The organism is Actinomadura vinacea (genome assembly GCF_039532545.1).
Lineage (GTDB): Bacteria > Actinomycetota > Actinomycetes > Streptosporangiales > Streptosporangiaceae > Spirillospora > Spirillospora vinacea.
This window is the reverse complement of record NZ_BAAARW010000001.1, coordinates 198,226-217,400: the sequence shown is the minus strand read 5'-3', so window position 1 is coordinate 217,400 and position 19,175 is coordinate 198,226. Positions and strand designations below refer to the sequence as shown.

11 protein-coding genes, 2 tRNA genes and 1 pseudogene are annotated in these 19,175 nt (G+C 69.9%); 6 read left to right on the top strand and 8 right to left on the bottom strand.

Annotated features, from left to right (window positions below):
- Positions 1 to 42: 42 nt before the first annotated feature.
- Entirely contained in the window at positions 43 to 1,362 is a 1,320-nt protein-coding gene (locus tag ABD340_RS01030; RefSeq protein ID WP_344586341.1) for an ABC transporter substrate-binding protein, read from the top strand.
- 13 nt (positions 1,363 to 1,375) lie between these two features.
- Here ABD340_RS01030 and ABD340_RS01025 read toward each other — a convergent pair whose 3' ends face one another.
- The 4 genes from ABD340_RS01025 to ABD340_RS01010 all read right to left on the bottom strand — a co-directional run bounded on the left by ABD340_RS01025 (position 1,376) and on the right by ABD340_RS01010 (position 6,926).
- Entirely contained in the window at positions 1,376 to 1,897 is a 522-nt protein-coding gene (locus ABD340_RS01025) for a hypothetical protein (protein ID WP_344586340.1), read from the bottom strand.
- Between the two features lie 40 nt (positions 1,898 to 1,937).
- Positions 1,938 to 4,805 (bottom strand): FAD-binding and (Fe-S)-binding domain-containing protein, encoded by a 2,868-nt coding sequence (locus ABD340_RS01020; protein ID WP_344586339.1) that lies wholly within the window; start codon positions 4,803 to 4,805, stop codon positions 1,938 to 1,940.
- 772 nt (positions 4,806 to 5,577) lie between these two features.
- The gene (locus tag ABD340_RS01015; protein WP_344586338.1) at positions 5,578 to 5,793 is read right to left on the bottom strand and encodes a DUF397 domain-containing protein; all 216 of its coding nucleotides are present in this window, start codon (positions 5,791 to 5,793) and stop codon (positions 5,578 to 5,580) included.
- Positions 5,794 to 6,053: 260 nt separating this feature from the next.
- Positions 6,054 to 6,926 carry a helix-turn-helix domain-containing protein gene (locus ABD340_RS01010; protein WP_344586337.1) on the bottom strand — a complete coding sequence of 291 codons (873 nt, stop codon included), beginning with the start codon at positions 6,924 to 6,926 and terminating at the stop codon, positions 6,054 to 6,056.
- A gap of 997 nt (positions 6,927 to 7,923) precedes the next feature.
- Here ABD340_RS01010 and ABD340_RS01005 point away from each other — a divergent pair.
- Positions 7,924 to 9,276 carry a cyclic nucleotide-binding domain-containing protein gene (locus ABD340_RS01005; RefSeq protein WP_344586334.1) on the top strand — a complete coding sequence of 451 codons (1,353 nt, stop codon included), beginning with the start codon at positions 7,924 to 7,926 and terminating at the stop codon, positions 9,274 to 9,276.
- Positions 9,277 to 9,381: 105 nt separating this feature from the next.
- On the opposite strand, the gene ABD340_RS01000 is transcribed toward ABD340_RS01005, so the two are convergent.
- The 3 genes from ABD340_RS01000 to ABD340_RS00990 all read right to left on the bottom strand — a co-directional run bounded on the left by ABD340_RS01000 (position 9,382) and on the right by ABD340_RS00990 (position 14,132).
- The gene (locus tag ABD340_RS01000) at positions 9,382 to 10,740 is read right to left on the bottom strand and encodes a sensor histidine kinase (RefSeq protein WP_344586333.1); all 1,359 of its coding nucleotides are present in this window, start codon (positions 10,738 to 10,740) and stop codon (positions 9,382 to 9,384) included.
- A gap of 106 nt (positions 10,741 to 10,846) precedes the next feature.
- Positions 10,847 to 12,673, bottom strand: a complete 1,827-nt coding sequence (locus tag ABD340_RS00995; protein ID WP_344586332.1) for an adenylate/guanylate cyclase domain-containing protein — start codon at positions 12,671 to 12,673, stop codon at positions 10,847 to 10,849.
- Between the two features lie 64 nt (positions 12,674 to 12,737).
- Entirely contained in the window at positions 12,738 to 14,132 is a 1,395-nt protein-coding gene (locus ABD340_RS00990) for an amino acid permease (protein WP_344586331.1), read from the bottom strand.
- Positions 14,133 to 14,305: 173 nt separating this feature from the next.
- Between ABD340_RS00990 and ABD340_RS00985 the strand changes: the two genes are divergently transcribed.
- The 3 genes from ABD340_RS00985 (at position 14,306) to ABD340_RS00975 (ending at position 15,383) form a co-directional block, all read left to right on the top strand.
- Positions 14,306 to 14,380: transfer RNA gene (locus ABD340_RS00985), tRNA-Asp, on the top strand.
- A 23-nt stretch (positions 14,381 to 14,403) separates the two neighbouring features.
- A tRNA-Phe gene (locus ABD340_RS00980) sits at positions 14,404 to 14,477 on the top strand.
- Positions 14,478 to 15,155: 678 nt separating this feature from the next.
- A complete protein-coding gene (locus ABD340_RS00975; RefSeq protein WP_344586330.1) occupies positions 15,156 to 15,383 on the top strand; it encodes a DUF6247 family protein in 228 nt (75 codons plus the stop codon).
- Positions 15,384 to 16,169: 786 nt separating this feature from the next.
- Here the strand turns inward: ABD340_RS00975 and ABD340_RS00970 are convergent.
- Complete coding sequence (locus tag ABD340_RS00970) at positions 16,170 to 17,033, bottom strand: hypothetical protein (protein WP_344586329.1); 864 nt, start codon at positions 17,031 to 17,033, stop codon at positions 16,170 to 16,172.
- Between the two features lie 670 nt (positions 17,034 to 17,703).
- Here ABD340_RS00970 and istA point away from each other — a divergent pair.
- Positions 17,704 to 19,175, top strand: a pseudogene (gene istA, locus ABD340_RS00965) (IS21 family transposase).

Genomic DNA, 19,175 nt, shown 5'->3' with positions numbered 1-19,175 from the left:
GGGGTCGTCCCCCACAGTGAGCCGTCCCCCCACAAGGGCAGCGTGAGAAGCGTCGGACGCGCGCCCGCGTCCCGTGCGGCCTGCGGCGTCCTGGCCGTCGCGCTGGCGGCCGCGCCCCTCGCCGCGTGCACGGGCGGCGGCGGCCCGGACATGAACGGCACGGGCCCGATCGTGTTCGCCGACGGCCATGACACCAGCCGCGGCGCCCAGATCAGAGGGCTGGTCAACCGCTGGAACGCCAGCAACCCGGACGAACGGGTCGAGATGGTGGAACTGTCCGAGTACAACGGCGACCACCGCGCCCAGCTCGTCACCAGCGCACAGGACGCCGCGACGGCCGCCCGCGGCGGCGGGGCGGGCTCCCGGCCCGGCTTCGACCCCGGCTGCTACGACGTGGTGGCGCTCGACGTCATCTGGACGGCCGAGTTCGCGCGTTGGAACTACATCGTGCCGCTCGACGAGAAGGCCGTCGGCCACCGGGCGTTCATGCGCGGCCCGATCGAGAGCGCCCGCTACCGGGGGCGGCTGTGGGGCGTGCCGCTGCGCACCGACGTCGGCCTCCTCTACTACCGCAAGGACGTGCTCGACGCCGAGGGCCTGGCACCCCCACGGACCTGGGCGGAGCTGCGGCACCAGGCCAGGACGGTCGCGCCCCGGCACAACCTCCAGGGGTTCGTCACCCAGCTCGGCCGCTACGAGGGCTTCACCGTCAACACCCTGGAGTCGATCTGGGACACCGGCGGCACGGTGGTCACCTCCGGCGGCGAGATCCAGGCCAGGCCGCAGGTCATCGAGAAGGGGTTCGCGCGGCTCGTCCAGGGCGTCCAGGAGGGGTGGATCCCGCGGGACGCGCTGGGCTTCAACGAGGAGGGCGCCCGCAGCGCGTTCGAGGACGGCCGGGCGCTGTTCATGCGCAACTGGACGTACGCGCACGGGCTGCTGAACGCGGGCGACTCGCCCGTCGCGGGCAAGGTGGGCGTCGCCCGGCTGCCGACGCCGTCGGCGCTCGGCGGCTGGAACCTCGCCCTGTCGACCTGCTCCGAACGGCGCCGCACCGCGCTGCGGTTCATGCGCTTCATGTCCAGCGAGGCGAGCGAACGGGTGATCTTCGACGCGGCCGGTTTCGCCCCGGCGCGCAAGGCGCTGTACGACGACCCGGCGCTCCGCCACTCCCAGCCCCACCTGCGGATCCTGCGGGAGACCGTCGAGGGCGCCCGCAACCGCGGGCCCAGCCCGTACTACGACCAGATCTCCGGCACGTTCCAAGCGCGGCTGCACGACGTGCTGAGCCGTCCGGACGGCCTGCGGGACGGGCTCGACGGCCTCGCCGCCGACGTCTACCGAGCCGCCGACGGCCGCTGACCCCGCCCCCTGGTCAGGGGGTGACAGTGGTGGCCTCGAAGGGGTGTGGCCAGGGGGCGCCCAGGGCCGTCCACCACTTCAGGTAGGGCTCGCCCAGTACGGACGGCTGCGCGCCCTCCTCGCTCCACATCTCCGACACCTCGTCGAGGGCGGACGGCTCCACACCGAACAGCGCGGCGGCGGCCCGGCGGCTCTCCGCCGTGTCGTCGGCCGGCAGGGTCCCGTCGCCCTGCTCGTCGATCGAGGCGGTGTGCACGGCCCTTCCGTCGGGGCCGAGGACCTCGTTGACCACGCCGTACTCGTCGCCGTCGGTGGCCGCGATCGCCCGCGTGCCCCACTCGGGCAGGAGCTTCCCGACCGTCGAGGGCAGCGTCACATCGTGGTCGGCGAAGACGAAGACCCTGGAGGCGTCGGCGGCGATTTGGAAAGCGACATCGAGGACCGAGTCGCCGGCCGCCGCCAGCGCGCGGACGAACTCGTCGGGATCCCGGCCGTCCTTCAGGTCGATGACGGCCCATCCGCTGAATGATGACATGACGCGACCGTACCAACACCCTCCGACATCACCGAGCTGTCTAGAGCGCCCGGCGGAGCACTTCGGCCAGGTGCAGCGCCCTGTCGCCGGTGCCCTGGGCGATCTGCGTGCGGCACGAGAAGCCGTCGGCCAGGACGAGGTCGTCGTCGGCCGCCTCGCGGACCTTCGGGTACAGCTCGCGTTCCGCGCACGCCTGGGAGACGTCCCAGTGGCCCGGCTCGAACCCGAAGTTGCCCGCCAGCCCGCAGCAGCCTGCCCCGATGACGTCCGTGTTCACGCCGAGGCGTTCCAGTACGGCACGGTCCGGGTCGTACGACCCCTTGGCCTCCTGGTGGCAGTGCACCTGGGCGACGGCGTCGGCGTCCAGGCGCCGGAACGGCCATTCGCCCTCATGGTTCGCTACCAGCTCGGCCAGCGTCACGGTGCTGGAGGCCAGTTGTTCGGAACGCGGGTCGTCCGGGAGCAGCTCGGTCGCCTCGTCCCGGAGCATCACCGTGCAGGACGGCTCCAGGCCGACGACGGGAAGGCCCGCGTTCAACGCCGGTTCAAGTACGTCGAGGGTCTGCCGCAGCACACGCTGCGTCACGCGCAACTGCCCGGTCGAATGCCAGGTGAGACCGCAGCACACGCGGCCCGGCGGCATCAGCACCCGGTAGCCGAGCGCCTCCAGCACCTCTACCGCGGCCTTTCCGACCTCGGGCTGGTGGAAGTTGGTGAAGGTGTCCGGCCACAGCACCACCTTGCGGCCCGTACGGCGGCCGTTGGCAGACCGGCGGCGGAACCAGTCGCGCAGCGGCTCCTCGGCGAACCGGATCATCTCGCGGCGCGGCTCCACGCCCGCTAGGCGCTTCGCGGCCGCGGCCACGGGACGGACGCGCAACGCAGCGTTCGCAGACCGTGCCAAGCCCGGAGCGCCGGCCACCAGACGCGACCATAGGGGCAGCCAGCCCATTGAGTAGTGCGCCAAAGGCCGAAGCCGTCCGGCGTAGTGGCGGTGCAGGAATTCGGCCTTGTACGTGGCCATGTCCACGTTCACCGGGCAGTCGCTGGCGCAGGCCTTGCACGACAGGCACAGGTCCAGGGCGTCCCGTACCTCTGTGGAACGCCAGCCGTCCTGCAACGTCTCCCCGCGCAGCATCTCGGCCAGTACGCGGGCCCTGCCGCGCGTCGAATGCACCTCGTCCCGTGTCACCTTGAACGAGGGGCACATCGCCCCCGTCTCCAGGTTGCGGCACGCGCCGACGCCTACACAGCGGTGCACCGCGGCGGTGAACGACCCCTTGTCCCGGGCGAGGGCGTGCACCGGGGTAACGGAAAGGGTGTCGCGCCCAGGCCCCGGCCTGAGGTCGGCGTCCAGCGGAGCCGGATCGGCTATGACGCCCGGGTTGAGCATGCCCTGGGGGTCGAACACGGCCTTGAAGGCTCTGAACGCGTCCAGCAACTCCGGGGAGTACATGTAGCGCAGAAGCTCGGAACGGGCCCGGCCGTCGCCGTGCTCGCCGGAAACCGTCCCGCCGTACGAGACGACCAGTTCGGCGGCCGCCCGCATGAACTCCCGGTACTTGGCCACGCCGGCCGGGTCGTCCAAAGCGAAGTCGACGCGCAGGTGCAGGCACCCCTCACCGAAGTGGCCGTAAGGGACGCCGCGGAAGCCGTGCTTACCCATCAGCGCGTACAGGCCGCGCAGGTAGTCGGCGAGCCGCTCCGGCGGTACGGCCGAGTCTTCCCAGCCCGGCCACGCCTCCCCGCCATCGGGCAGCCTCGTGACGATCCCCGACCCGGCCTCGCGGATCCACCACAGCGCCCGCATCCGCGCGGGCTCGTCCACGACCACGGCCGTCGCGTCGGCGAATCGTCCACGGACCGCCTCTACGAGCGCGTGCGCCGCCTCCTGCGCCGCCGCGGCCGAGTCGCCGCCGACCTCGCAGTACAGCCAGCCGCCGCCCGGCGGCAGGTCGGCACCGGCGTTCGCGCGGCCCGGCTGGAGGCGCAGCGCGGTGAGCAGGTCGGAGGCCATGCCCTCCACGGTCAGCGCCCCGGCCCGCGCCGCGAACGGGGCCAGCTCCGCCGCGGTGTAGACGTCCGGGAAGCCGAGCACGGCCAGCGCGCGCACCGCCGGCACCGGCACGAGCCGGACGGTCGCCCGCGTGACGAGCCCGCACGTCCCCTCGCTGCCGACCAGCGCCTTGGCCACGTCGAACCCGTTCTCGGGCAGGAGGTGGTGCAGCCCGTAGCCGGCCACCTGGCGGCTGAACCGGCCCAGCTCCGTGCGCAACGACGCCAGGTGGGCGTCGCGCAGGCGGGTCAGCTCGGCGTCGATCCGCGCGTCACCGCTGCCGCCGCGCCCGGCCGTCAGCACGCGGCCGTCCGGGAGCAGCAGGTCGAGGGACTCGACGTTGTCGGCGGTGATCCCCCAGGCCACGCTGTGCGAGCCGCACGCGTTGTTGCCGATCATGCCGCCGATCGTGCAGCGCGAATGGCTGGACGGGTCGGGGCCGAACGTCAGCCCGTGGCGGCCGGCCGCCGCCCGCAGATCGTCCAGGACCACCCCGGGCTCGACCACGGCGGTGCGGGACTCGGGGTCGATGGACAGGATCCGGTCGAGCCGGCGCGAGGTGTCGATCACGATGCCCGACCCGACGGCGTTGCCCGCGATCGAGGTGCCGCCGCCGCGCGCGGTGATCGGCAGCCCTTCCGCGGCGGCCAGTTCCAGGATCCGCGCGAGATCGTCCGCCGACCGGGGCTCGGCCACGGCCACCGGGACCTGGCGGTAGATCGACGCGTCCGAGGAATAGGCCGTACGGGTCGTCAGGTCGGTCCGGAACACGCCGGGCAGCGCCGCCGCCAGCCGCGTCCCGGCCGTGTCCGGATCGCCCGCGCCCAATCGGATCGGCTGGCCTTCTCCCACGAGGCTTGCCCCCCACCAGGTCGTTCACATGCTCGGTCACGACCAGGCTAGGGGATCGCCGCGGCGCGCGGCGGACCGGAGATCACGTCGAAGGGCGGCGGAGTGCGGCTCCACCTGCCGATGCCGTTGGGTCGACCGCGGCGTCGGTCGAGGCGGTCCCGCGCCGGCGCCCGCCGTCACCCAGGGCGACGGCGACGGCCCGGTACGGGGCGGGCGGCCCGGCCCCGCGTCGGCCGTCGCGTACGGGGAAGGCCCAGGTCCGGGACGGGACGAGTTTCACCGCCGGACGCGATTCCGAAAAGGGCCTCCGCGCCGCCTGCCGCCCGTTCAGCGGAACGCATGCACGCTTTTCCCCGGGCTATGAGGGCGGCGGGTGCTTCTGCTCACCGCCGAGGGGCCGAAAAACCCACTCGATCTTCAGCGCCACGTACTGACCTGCGACGATGCTACGGCTACGCGGTCGCGGACGAAGAATTTCGGGCAGCCCGCAGAAGCCCGCGGCCCCTTTGCCCGGCGGCCGGGCATGACAAAACCGCAGACGTCACGGTACGCGTTCCAATGCGCACCGGGCGCCTCGCAAGGAACGCCCGGGCGCAGTGAATGCGCGCAAACGGCGACCCCGGTGCCCGCACGGGCGGATCCGGCGGCGCACCCACCGCCGGATTGGCGCGGGACCGGCCCGGAATGAGCGCGGGAAAACCCGCACCATCCGGGCACGAGAGTCTCGCGGTCATTCACTCATGGCCTTGCGCCGCGCGTTGAGTCACCAGACTCATCGGCACTCCAGGTCACCGTTGACGATCCGTTCCAGGAGCCCCCGCCAGGCGGCGGAATCCAACTCCAGCACCCCGGCCGACACGGCGTGCGAGTCCCTCACCAGCACCGACCGCTCCGTCGCCGCCACCTCGACGCACTCGTCTTGTTTCTCGATGCTCGCGCTGCTTTTGCGCCAGTTCAGCACGGCCCCCCGATCCGACCGGTCAATCATCCAGCACCCTCCATCCGTTGCCGGCGGGGTCTGTCTCGCCGTCGATCGGGCAAGCGACACCCGCCTAGGCCAGAGCCGAGCAGGGCATAACAAACCACGACCTTGTGGAAAATTTCCCGCTCATGAGTGTAAACGGTTCTAGTTATCCCGCCTACCTCGGGAACACAAGATCAGCTCACGCGTTATGAGGCCCGCTCGCCTTGTGGGTGCCGGTCGAGGCTGTCACCTCCGGTGATGATCGGACGGGGCGGGGTCGGGGGTCAGGTCATCATTTCTTCGGCCGTCTCCCGGAGCAGTGCGATCGACTTCTCCGGCGGCAGCGCCTCGTCGCGGAGGATCTCGAAGTTGTCCCGGTACTCGGCGACGCGCTGATCGTCGCCGGTCACCAGCGAGCTGGGGCCGCTCATGCCCTCCATGTAGAGGACGTCACCGAGCCCGCCCTCGAACTCCAGGATCGTGAACGGCCCGTACACGCCGAGGTGGGCGCCGGCACTGAAGGGGATCACCCGGACCGACATCTCTTCCTTCTGCTCGGCCTCGTCGGCGATCCGGGTCAGCTGCCTCGGCATGATCGCCGGATCGGTCTTGATCCCGACATGGCGGCGGATGACGGCCTCGTCGAGGATGTAGTGCTGCTGCGGCTGCTCCTCCCGCCTGGCCATCTCCTCCTGGCGCTGCATGCGCATCCGCACCGTGCGGGCACGGACGATCTGGCTCACCAGGCCGGTGCTGAAGACCTCGGCGTACTCGCGGGTCTGGAGCAGGCCAGGGACGATCGAGTTGTGGAAGTGCCGGATATAGGAGGCTCCGGCCGCGTAACCCGTGAAGGTGAGGAAAGTGTCACTGACCTCCCCCCTGAAGGCGTTCCACCACGCCGCCTCACGTGCGCCGCGGGCCAGGGCCTGGAGCCGCTCCTGCTTGCTCTCCGACGTCACGCCGTAGGTCAGCAGGAGGGCCTGGAGGTCGGTGCGGGTGATGGCGTTCTTTCCGCCTTCCACCCGGATGAGCTTGGACGGCGACCATTCCAGCGCGCTCGCCACCTGCTCCTGCGTCATCCCCTTCTCTTTCCGGAGCCGGACGAGTTCGGTGCGCAGCAGGGCGCTCTGGACGATGGGCCCTTGATCACTTGCCATCTTCGCTCACTCTATGTAGTCGGTGCCATCAACTCGCGCGCCATGTGGCAGAAAGCTACCTGCAATGTTAGGGCCTGCCATCTCGTCACGTTCCGCTGACATTCTGGATCCGGCTGGATCTAGGTGTCCCAAGATCCAGGGATCTTGCTGATAAATGGGGGTGAAAGTTACAGAACGACCTTGCCGAATGCTGCATCCCGGGGGTCTATGTTGTAGCGTGCTAGGTAGCAGATTAGCAGGGATCGCGATGGAAGGGACCTCGCTGACACCGAACCGGATGCATGCTAGGGTAAAGATCTTGCACTCTCGGTGAGACAGGCCGTCGGCGCTCCGGCGCCGCGCTCGGCGATGGCCCTCAACTCGGGAGGCGGATGACCAAGTCACAAGGCCGACATGCGCGTACGAACAGCACAAATAAACAGAGTCGCCCTCACTCACCTTTGACCACCGGTAGCCAGCCAAGCGGATCAAGGGAAAGTGGAGGGCGACCCATTCGGGACCGATGGGACCGTTCACCAGAACTGGGGACTTTCCTGGCACTCTGCCAAGACAGCCCGCTGACCTGGAAAAACGACCCTAACGGACTCACCCAGTCTAACCGCCACCGCGCGGTTGAGGCTATAGGGGATGCGACTTCCGATCGGTGCACCGCTCCATTCCGGGCCCCTTCCGGCGCCGCCAAGGCGCCGTTCCGGTGCCCTGGTGGAAACGGCGGGCCGCTGGCACGCACCGCCGTTCATCAGTGCCTTCGGGCGGCAAGTCGCGTTCGAGCATGGGGTGACTCGACAATGCGTAATGACCTCAATCCAACCCCGACCACCGCCATAACCCCCATACCACCCGAATCCACACACAAGAGCGTCCCGGCTCCGGCGGCCGCCACCGGCCCCGCGATCCCGGCCGCACCCCCGCACCTCTTCCCCTGGCACCCCGCGGCAGCGGGTGCCGCCCGGAGACTCCTGGGCGCGGCCCACGGGGTCTGGAACGAGGGGGCTCAATGAGCGTCGACCCGGTCCTCGACCCGGCAGGTCACCGCTTCGACCCCGACCGGCCCGTCCATACGCCCGACCACCGCGGCCACCTGCCCGACCAGCGCGGCCGCGCGTCCCATCATCCCGGCCGCGCGCCCCGGCCCGCCGACGCCCTGCATCCGGCCCAGGCCATCCACGAGCGCGCCCATGCCCATCACCACCCCGGCGCGGTCCAGCCGCGGCCGGCCGTGCCCGCCCGCGGTTTCTGGAACTCCCTGACCTGCGAGGAGCGCTACGCGTTCACCGTCGCGGCGGCCGCCGGCGTCTCCTCCGCGGGGACGGCGCTGTGGTACGAGGGCGAGGTCGCCGACCACCTGGTCGTCATCCTGTCCGGCTACGTCCGGGTCAGCGTCGTCCGCGACGGCCGCGAGCGGATCATCGCCACCCGCGGTCCCGGCGACATCATCGGCGAGCGCGCCGCCCTCCTGCTGCGGCAGCGCTCGGCCACCATCGTCGCGCTGGACGTCGTGCGCACCCTGCGCATGACCACCCGGCAGTTCGCGGCGTTCCTCGCCGACCACCCGCGCGTGGTCGGCACCCTCGAAAAGGAGATCTACGAGCGGATGACGGAAGGCGGAACCCCCTCCGCCGAGCTCGACGTCGCCTTCCCGCCCGAGCTCACCGCGACCGCCCCCTACACGCCCGCCCCGGCCCCGGCCGAACTGGGCGGCGCGCACACCCCGGCCCGCCGGTCCGAGGCCCGGCCCGGGGCCTCGTGCTCCGCGTGGGCGGGCCAGATGTGCTCGATCGTGTTCGTCGACATCGCCGGATTCAGTTCACGGCACCGCACGGACCCCGACCGCCTGGCCATCCGCCATGTCATGTACGACCTGCTCCGCGAGGCCTTCGCCGGTTCCGGCGTGCCCTGGGACGACTGCCATCGCGAAGACCGCGGCGACGGCGCGCTCATCATCGTCCCGCCGCAGGTGCCCACCCGCGCCGTCGTCGACCCGCTGCTGGCCGACCTCACCGCCGGCCTGCGCCGGCACAACCTCAGCGCCGGCGACGCGGTGCGCATCCAGCTGCGCCTCGCACTGCACGTCGGCCCCGTCACCCACGACGCGGAAGGCGTCGCGGGCTCCGCCGTCATCCACACAGCGCGCCTCCTGGACGCGCCGGTCCTCAAGGAGTGGCTCGCCAAGACCGGATCCGACCTCGGTTTCATCACCTCCACCTTCGTCTTCGACAACGTCATCGCCCAGGCACCCGGACACGTCGTCCCGGCCAGCTACCAGCAGGTGAGCTGCACCGTCAAGGAATCGGACGTCACCGGCTGGATGCACCTGTCCAGCGCCACCATCCCTCCAGCCGCCGCCTGACGCGCGGCGCCAGAAGGCCGGGTTCTTCCCCCGCACCCGGCCACCCCGCGCCCCTCCCGGCGCCCGCACGCTCTTCCAAGCTCGCGCTTCCCGGCGCTTGAGCGCTCACCCGACGAGCGGAAGCCTCAGCACGAAACGGGCGCCCCGCGCACCGTCCTCGACCGTCAGCGTGCCCTCGTGCGCGCGGGCGATCTGCCGGGCGATGGGCAGCCCGAGCCCGGTGCCGTGCGCGTCGCGGTCACGCCCCGCCCGGAGCCGGGAGAACCGCTGGAAGACCAGCTCACGGTCCTCCGGTTCGATTCCCTCCCCGTCGTCGGCCACTTCCATGACCGCCGTCCCGTCCTCAGCCCGTACCGTGACGGACACCTCCTGCGCGGCATGCCTGCGGGCGTTGTCCAGCAGATTCGCCAGCAGCCGCGACAGCCGGAGCCGATCCCCGCGGACGAGCACCCCGCGTTCGAGCCGCAGCACCAGCCGCGTGCCCTCGCGCGGCGCACGCTCCAGCTCCGCCCGGACCAGCCCGGCGAGATCGATCTCCTCGCCGCGGCGTCCCATGGCGTCCCGGTGCGCGTCGGCGTCCAGCCGCGCCAGCTCCAGCAGATCGGTCACAATCGCCTGCAACCGCTCCAGGCTGCCCAGCACCGAACGCCCCACCCGCGGCCAGTCGGCCTCCTCCGGACGCAGCAGCGCCTCCTCCAGCTGGGCCCGCGCCGCCGTGATCGGGCTGCGCAGATCGTGCGAGGCGTCGGAGGTGAACCGCCGGTGCCGCTCCAGAGCCGCGTCGAGCCGGTCCAGCGTGGCGTTGGCGGTCTCGGCCAGCAGCCGGATCTCGTCCCGGCTCTCCGGGACGGGCACCCGGCGCCCCGACCGGGTCTCGGTGATCTCCGCCAGCTCGGCCCGGATCGCGTCCACCGGCGCCAGGGTGTGGTCCACGGTCCACCAGGTCCGCACCACCGCCAGCAGGATCACCAGCAGCGACGCCGCGACCAGGAGAGCGCACAGCGCGCCGCTGACGTACCAAGGGACGCCCGGGTCGGCGACGTACACCCGCCAGTCGCCGTCCTGCTCGTACACCCGGAGCGAGACCACCCGCATGCAGCCCTCAAGGCCGGTGGGCGGGCAGAGCGTGCGGAGGGCGAACGCGCTGTTCGGGGCGGGCGGGAACGTCGCCATACTCGGGCGGCCCAGCAGGTTGGGCGTCGAGGCGACCACTTTGCCGTGCGCGTTCAGCACCTGGAGGGCCTCCACGCCGCGCCGCGGCAGCGTCCGGGGCAGCCTGTCCCGCTGGATCAGGTCCACGATGCTCAGGGCCGCCGCGCCCATGCGCTGGTGCTTGTGGTCTTCCTCCCAGCCGCGCACCGCCACCACCAGCAGGACGGTGATGGCGAGGCAGATCAGGGCGGCGAGGACCCCGGCCTTGAGGGTCGTCCGCACCCGTATGGAACCCGTGTGCCGTCTGGTCACCCAACCCCCCGACGGTGAGGTAACCACGCCGGTGGCCGGACCGGGGTCCGCCGACAGGCGATGAACGGCTAAAAGACGACAAAGATCTGCGCCGCCGCCTTCGGGCCTACGCGACCGACCCGGGGTCATCGTCCTCGGTCTCGGCGGGGGCGTTGGCGCCGTCCAGCTCCGGTGGCGCCTCCGCGACCTGCCGCGACGGACGGATGACGCGCGGCAGCGACACCGCGAGCGGGATCGAGATCGGCGCCCGCAGCGGCAGCCTGCGCGGACGCCGGAACCGCGGCGGGCGGGGCAGGCGGAGCCGGCGCGCGGCCTCGGAGACGTCCGGCGCGGAGACGGGCACCGGGATCACGGAGCCGGACACGGCGGCGGGACGCGGCATGACCAGGCGGGTCGGCCGGCGGCGCCCGCGCAGCGTGACCGCGCGGCCGACCTCCCATTCCGCGGCCTCGTCCACGTGCGCCAGATCGTGGACGGTCTCGGAGGCCAGCACCCGGCCGGGCGAGACCTTCGCCAGGTCGCTGAGCCGGGCCGCCTCGTTGACCGGGTCGCCGATGACGGTGTACTCGAAGCGCTTCTCGGCGCCGATGTATCCGGCCACGACGGGCCCGGCCGAGACGCCGATGCCCGCGTCCAGCTGCGGGACCTCGGTCCGCAGCCGCAGCGCCAGCTCGCGAGCCGCGCCCAGGGCGCCCCCGGCGGCGTCCTCGGTCTCGGTCGGCGCACCGAAGATCGCCAGCGCGGCGTCGCCCTCGAACTTGTTGATCCAGCCGCCGTGCGCGCCGACCACGTTCACCACCACGCCGAAGAACCGGTTGAGCAGCCCGACCACCTCGTCGGGCGCGCGGGTCTCGGCGAGCCGGGTCGACCCGGCGAGGTCGACGAACAGCACCGCGACCTCGCGGGTCTCGCCGCCGAGCTCGATGTCCCCGCGCGCCAGGGCCAGCCCGGCGACCTCCTCGCCGACATGCCGGCCGAACAGGTCGCGGAGCCGCTCGTGCTCGCGCAGCCCGGCCACCATATGGTTGAAGCCGACCTGGAGACGGCCGACCTCGCTGGCGTCGTACACCGGGACCTCGGTGCCGAGGTCGCCGCGCGCCACCCGCGCCATGCCGTTGCGCACCGACTTGATCGGGTCGGCGATGGCCCGGGTGGCGATGTACGTCACGTACATCCCGACCAGAAGAGCGACGCCGCCGAGGCCGAGGATCGTGATGGCCAGCTGCGTGGTGGCGATCCCGGGCGCGACCAGCGCGGCGATCGCCACGCAGATCAGCCCGAACACGGGGATGGCGGTGCCGAGCGCCCAGGCCAGCATGACGCGGGTGGTGACGCCCGGCAGCACGGCCGGCCCGGCGCGCCACCGGTCGCTGTCACTGGCCAGCACCAGCGCCGCGGCGGGACGCAGCAGCCGCTCCGACAGCAGGTACACGATCGTGCACGTGGTCATCGCGCCGAGCAGGCAGGTCAGCCCGGTCTTCACCGCCAGCCGCGGGGTGAACAGCGCCAGGTCGAGCACCGCCCAGCCGACCGCGCCGACCGCCCACAGGCCGCCTACCAGCAACGTCAGCCGGAACGGCCCGAGCAGCACGGCGCGGCGTTGCGCCCGGTCAGGAATGCCGCCTTCCCGGACAAGACGTACCACCGGACGCCACAGGTACAACCCGAGGAGCAGCGCGCCGGGCCCCGCGAAGGCCGGGTAACTGAAGAACGCGACCGTGTGCACCAGCCGCACGTGGGCGATGTCGGCGAGCGGCGGATCGGGGACGACGAACGTGGCGAACAGCAGCACCACGACCGCGCCACCGACGTTCGCGACCACCACCACGACCAGGAGCACCCAGCGGACCCGCAGCTCCAGCAGCGTGCGGGGCAGACCGGGATAGTGGTCCAGCCGGGCGCTGAGACTGCGCGCCACCGCTTTGCCGGACACATCGCCTCCAGCCCTCTGGGGGTCTGCGGCACACTTTAAGCCGCGCCGGCGCCCGCCCGCAGGGCTACTTCGCCGACACCTGCACCTTCTCGGCCCCGCGCCCCGCACTGGACCCGCGTCGCACCAGCGGCCACGCGGCCATCACCAGGACGAGCCAACCGGCCATCACGTAAAGCGCCACCCGCGTGTCCGCCTCCCAGGCGATCAGCACGGTGACGAAGACGAAGAACGCCAGAACGGCCCAGCTGCTGTAGGGCGCCCACGGCATCCGGTAGCCGGACGCCTTCACGAGCCCCGCGCGCACCCGCCGCCGGTACACCAGATGCGCCACGACGATCACCGCCCACACCATGATCGCGCCACCGGTCGAGACCGAGGTGATGTACTCGAACGCCTTGTCCGGCACGATCGCGTTCACGACGACCCCGATGCCCATCACCAGCGCCGAGATCACCACGGTCAGCACCGGCACGCCGCGCCCGTTCAACCGGGCCAGCACCCGGGGCCCGTCCCCGTTGGCCCCCGCCGTCCGCAGCATCCGGGACGTCGAGTACAGCCCGCCGGCGTTGCACGACGACAGCGCCGCCGTCAGCACCACGAAGTTCACGATCCCCGCCGCCGCCGGAATGCCGATCTTGGTGAACGCCAGCACGAACGGGCTGCTGTCCTCCTCGAACTCCGTCCAGCTGATCACCGACAGGATCACCAGCAGCGACCCGATGTAGAACAGCGCGAACCTGATGGGCAGCGCGTTGATCGCCTTCGGGATGTTCTTCTCCGGGTCCTTGGCCTCCCCGGCCGTCACCCCGACCAGCTCGACGCCCAGATACGCGAACATCACCATCTGCAACGTCATCAGCGTCGCCCCGAACCCCTCCGGGAACACGCCCCCGTGCGCCCACAGGTTCGACACCGACGCGGTCTTCCCCGCGTCCGAGAACCCGATGACCAGCACCCCGAGCCCCACGACGATCATCCCCACGATCGCCGCGACCTTGACCATCGCGAACCAGAACTCCAGCTCCCCGAAGAGCTTCACCGAGATCAGGTTCACCGTGAACAGCACGACCAGCGCGATCAGCGCCGTCTTCCACTGCTCGAACTCGGGCCACCAGTACTGCACGTACTCCCCGGCGGCGGTCAGCTCCGCCATCCCGGTCGTCACCCAGATGATCCAGTACGTCCAGGCCGTCGCGTACCCCCAGAACGGCCCCAGGAACTCCCGCGCGTAGTCCGCGAAACCCCCCTCCGCCCGCCGGTACGTCAGCAGCTCCCCCAGCGCCCGCATCACGAAGAACAGCGCCAGACCGGCCACCGCGTACATCAGGATCAGGCTCGGCCCCGCCTTGGCGATGTTCTTCCCGGCCCCGAGGAACAGCCCGGTACCGATCGTCCCGCCGATCGCCAGCATCTGGATCTGCCGGGTCCCAAGCCCTCTCTCGTATCCCTCCTCAGCCATCCCTCTCCCTTCTCAGCCAGACACCAAGAGTGACACGCCCACCACACGGTCGCCCATCCCCCCACCACGCATCCCTTAACGAGTTGGCGCTCCCCTGGGCCATCGCGTATGCTTCCGGACGTCGCCAAGAACGCCGGTGAACACCTCCAGAGCCGCTAGGCTCGGAGCAGCAAGGTCCTGTGGAGCAGTTAGGAGTGCTCGCCACCCTGTCAAGGTGGAGGCCGCGGGTTCAAATCCCGTCAGGACCGCAAGACGTGCGGATGCGCGTCATGGGCAGGTAGCTCAGTCGGTACGAGCGTCCGCCTGAAAAGCGGAAGGTCGGCGGTTCGACCCCGCCCCTGCCCACCTCTCTGAACAGCCCAAAGGCCCGGACCGAGATCGGTTCCGGGCCTTTTTGACGGCAACCCTGACGGCAACGTCCTCAGCCGATCGCATCCCCCAGCATCCGAAGAGCCGCCCGCTTGTCATCGAGCGAGGTGTGAGCGTAGATCGTCATGGCAACCACCGGACGGATGCAGAGGGTCAAGCGAGCTCGAACCAGAGGGCTACGCCGCCCTCTGGACTCCCGCGGACCGGAACACTCATCCGCGCGATTCTGTCTGTCACATCGTCGCGTCGTTCGCGCGGATGAGCGCTCCGGATCGGTGCGCGCCCGCGCAAGCCAACGAGACTCTGTGACGTCCCAGGTCAGGCACCGACCGACGAACGATTAGCCACGGGGATCAAGGGGGATTCACGGTCACTCGCGGCACCCTAGAGCACCAGGTCAGCGCCCTTAGGGGCCAAGATCCGAATGATTCCCAAGCTGACAGCGCGGGTTCGATTCCCGTCACCCGCTCCACCAAGAAGGCCCAGGTAAGGGACGAGATCCCTGACTGGGCCTTGATCGTTCCCGGGTCAGAGCACTCAAGTGCGCGGACGGGCCTGTCACACCGTGTCGCCCGGACGAGCGCCCGGCCCGGTGGGGTCAAGCGCGGGACGGGCTGAGTCTGTGTGCTCTAGGCACGGGGAGGAGGGCTTGTGATGACTGCGCAACCGCACGACTCCCAGGCAGGCAGCCTGCCCATGCCGGAGAAGAGTCTGCGTGCTATCCGGGCCGCCCTCGCCCTGCCACAGGACCGCGAAGCATTCGACGCCGGCCTTAAGTCCGTGCTCGACGAGGTCCGTGTGAGCCTGGATCTGGGCATGTTGAACGACTTCGTCGACCGCTGGTGGGCCACGGCATGCGACTCGGCGAAGGATTCCGAGTGACGCCGTCAGATGCACGTCCTGGCCGAGCGGATCCAAGCTGGCGAGACGCTTCCCCGGGCCGGCCATGGCGGGAGATCCTCGCCGAGCGAGAGGCCGAGCGGTAGTTGTACCAGTTCGTCACAGCCCCGATCGCCGAAGAGTAGGACTCCGCGCTTCCCAGCGAAGCCCTTCAACCTTTGGCAGAACTGTTCACCCTGCTGGAAACCGCACCGTGGAGCGGTAGGCCGTTCAGCCAGGGAGGCAACATGCTCACGGACGCGTTCGGAGAGCGCGGCTTCGCTACCTAGGTCGTCCTGGAGGAGCAACGCGAGGTATCCGTCGGCCAGGGCCCTTCGGTGCGGACGGAGTGAACTCTGGGGTTATTCGTTACAGCAATGCACCGGGGCTACCCGGCGAGTCCTGGGCCGAGACGCGGGCCCACCGCTGGCACGGGCGGTGCGCCGATTTGCCAGGCCGAACACTTGGTCCAGGCCGCAGCCCAGGACTGCATATGCTGCCAGCACCCTGACCAGGACAAACCGTCCCGTCAGCACAGGAAGGAGAACGTTAGGGCCCGTGGAACCCCGCCCACCCGACGCGACAGTAGGGCCACCACCACGACCAACCACCGAAAACAACAGTCGGGTTCGGTCGCTCCGCGACCGAACCCGACTCATGCAAGATCGAGGCAAGAGTCCGCGGTCCCAGGGCCTCAGCCCCGGGACCAGTTGGGCCAGGTAGGGCCCGGCCATAGCCGACCGGGCCCTATCGGACACTTAGGATCTCACCTTCCCTCGCCGGCGAGCCCTACGCGCTCGACAGTCGCAGGTAGCGAATCGCCTGTTGAGAGGTGAGGGAGGTGGGAAGCTTCAGAAGCTGCTGCTGCCAGATATCCACGTTGTCGCGCCACGTGCGATAGAAGGATAAGCAGATCATCGGGGAGATCTCCAGGAGACGCTTCATCGCCGCGTCGAGACGTCGCAGAATCCGGTCGTGATCCGGATTTGGCTCGTCCTTTCCGCGAGCAGATCCGTGCAGGCGGTCCACTACCTCCTCGATGAAACGCGAGCGCCTCTTGATCGCGTCCATCCAGAAGTAAAGCGTGGACACATCCGATCCGGAATGGAGCGCCCGGACCAGACCTTCGGCGATGAGTTCGCCGAACTCCTCCGGCGTGGCGCTCCGGCTAAACGGATCGTACGCCAACTGCCGCAGCCTGCCTGCGACGCCCGCCGAGCGAGCGGCGACCGCATCGTACATGAACAGCCAGTCCTCATTGTAGATCGGGGGGAAGTACGTATCCGCGCGATGTGTGTCGACGAGGAGTGCGTTACCCCCTATGAAGGTTGACTGTGCTCCCCCGGAAACCCGGTTGGCGTGGCACACGACCGAATTGTCCGGGAATTCGGGAATCTGGAATCCGACTACCTGGTACTGCTCGGTCAGACCGGCGGCCCTCCTGATCAGGGAAGGCTCCATGTCCCGGATGTCGTCGTCGAGGAAGAAGACCGTCCGCCAGCCGCACAGGCGGGCCAGCAGCAGTCCGATGTTCCTCTTTGTCGCGATGTTTGTATGCTTTTCCATCGCCCGCTGCTCGAAGTCGAGCAGCGGGTGGCTGTACCCCGGCGAGACTTCCAGGCGAAGTGCGCTGGAGGGCAGGACATGCCCCATTCTGTCAATCTCCCGCAGCTGTGAAGATGTGCTGCATAACAGGACGATAGTGCACTCTAATGCTTTTGCCAAGGCGATCGCCGGTCCCACTCGGTGTGGAGCGATTGTGGGAACCAGAATGGCGTCCACCGTTCCACTTTTCGCCCTGCCATCGACCCTCGATAAGTCTGCTAACAGGTTGATGTGCGAACCTAAATGGGACGCCTGGTCAATGTGATCCGTGCTCATATTTCCTCCGTTTGCGTTCGTCCGTGACCTGGTCACGAACGGTCCAAGATCGAGACTGATCTGGACACTACGTACTGTCCGGGGAAGAACTAGCAGGGCAACCGGCCAGTTCCAGTCGAGCTGTGGAGAGCAGACAGCACAGCCTCTTGGGCGTAGTGCCCAATGCGGGCCGAAATTTGGTGGCTGAGCCGCGTAGACGCAGGTCAGGGGAGTTGGGCGTGGGGACTGCAAATCCACTGCACCACGCGACGCAGGCACAGGCTGTCCGTGGCCATGTAAAAGTCGCCAGCGGCGGCCGGGTTGAGGTCGCCGCTGGTGGCCAGGTGAAAGTCGCCATCTCTCGTTGACGGTGCGTGTCGTGGCGGGGGTGTGTGTGCCCTGGCCGGTGATCTTGACGGTCTCGAAGCCAGTCGAGATCACCGGCCAGGGGGCCTCCAGCGTCATGAAGTCATCGGGGGAGATCATGGACATCATCGCTGCCTACCGTGAGGTGGGCACGTATCGCGGGGCCGCCGTGTTGTGCGGGACGACGCACAAGACGGTGCAACGCATCATCGAGCGGCAGGAGGCCGGGGCAAGGCGCCGAGCCGCAGGCCACGCTCGCGCAACTACGACTCCTTCGCCGGTCTGGTCGCGGAGAAGGTCGAGGCGACGTCGGGGAAGATCTCGGCGAAGCGGCTGCTGCCGGTCGCGCGGGCGGCTGGGTATGAGGGGTCGGCGCGCGACTTCCGCCGTCTGGTCTCCGAGGCCAAGAAGACGTGGCGGCGCGGCCATCACCGGGGACGGCGCCCGGCGGTCTGGACGCCGGGCGAGATGCTGGCCATCGACTGGGGCAGCACCGGCGGGCTGCACGTGTTCTGTGCAGTGCCGGCCTGGTCGTGGGTCCGGTTCGTGCGGTTCGCCGACAACGAGCGGGCCGAGACGACCCTGGCGATGCTGGCTGAGTGCTTCGAGACGCTGGGCGGGGTGCCGAAGGTCGTGCTGGCGGACCGAAGGGGCTGCCTGAAGGGCGGTGTCGTGGCGAACAAGGTCATCCCGACCGCGGATTACGTCCGGTTCGCCACCCACTACCGATTTCGGCCGGATTGGTGCGAGGCCGCTGATCCGGAGTCGAAGGGGATCGTGGAGAACCTGGTGGGCTATGCCAAGCGTGACCTCATCGTCCCGAACGCCCCGTTCGAGGACCTGACGGTCGCGAATATCGCCGCCCGGCAGTGGTGCACGGAGGTCAACATCGTCCCGCACTCGGAGATCGCGGCCGTCCCGGCCGACCGGCTGGAAGCAGAGCGGGACCTGCTGACGGCGTTGCCGTCGCTGCGGCCGACCATCGGCAAGCCGCCGATTACCCGGAAGGTCGACAGGCTGTCCTACGTCCGGTTCGGCTCGGCCCGCTACTCGGTGCCCAACGCTCTCATCGACACGATGGTCACGGTCATGGAGTCGGCTGGCCGGCTGCTGGTCGCCGTCCTGACGACCGGTGAGGTCGTCGCCGACCACACCCCAGTCGCTCCCGGCGAGACCGCGGTGCTGGATGAGCACTACGGCGGACCCCGCGCTGCGCCTCGCCGGGCCGCCCGCGCCAAGACCGCCGAGGAGAAGGCGTTCCTGGGCCTCGGCCCGATCGCGGAGACGTGGTTGACCGGGTCGGCGTCCTCGGGCAACACCCGCCTGGCCGGTGACCTGGCCGAGCTTGCCGCGCTGCGTGCCGCTCACGGCGAGCCCGCCCTGCTGGCCGCGCTGGAGCGGGCGGTGATGTTCCGAAGGTGGCGGGCCGAGGACGTCCGCTCCATCCTCGCCACCGGAGCAGGCGCCCCGCAGCCCCGCCCGGCCGGGGACGCCCTGGTCCTGGAGCCATCTACCACCAGCACACGTCACGAACTGGGTGAGGTGGTGACGGGCCAGGAGTGCCGATAG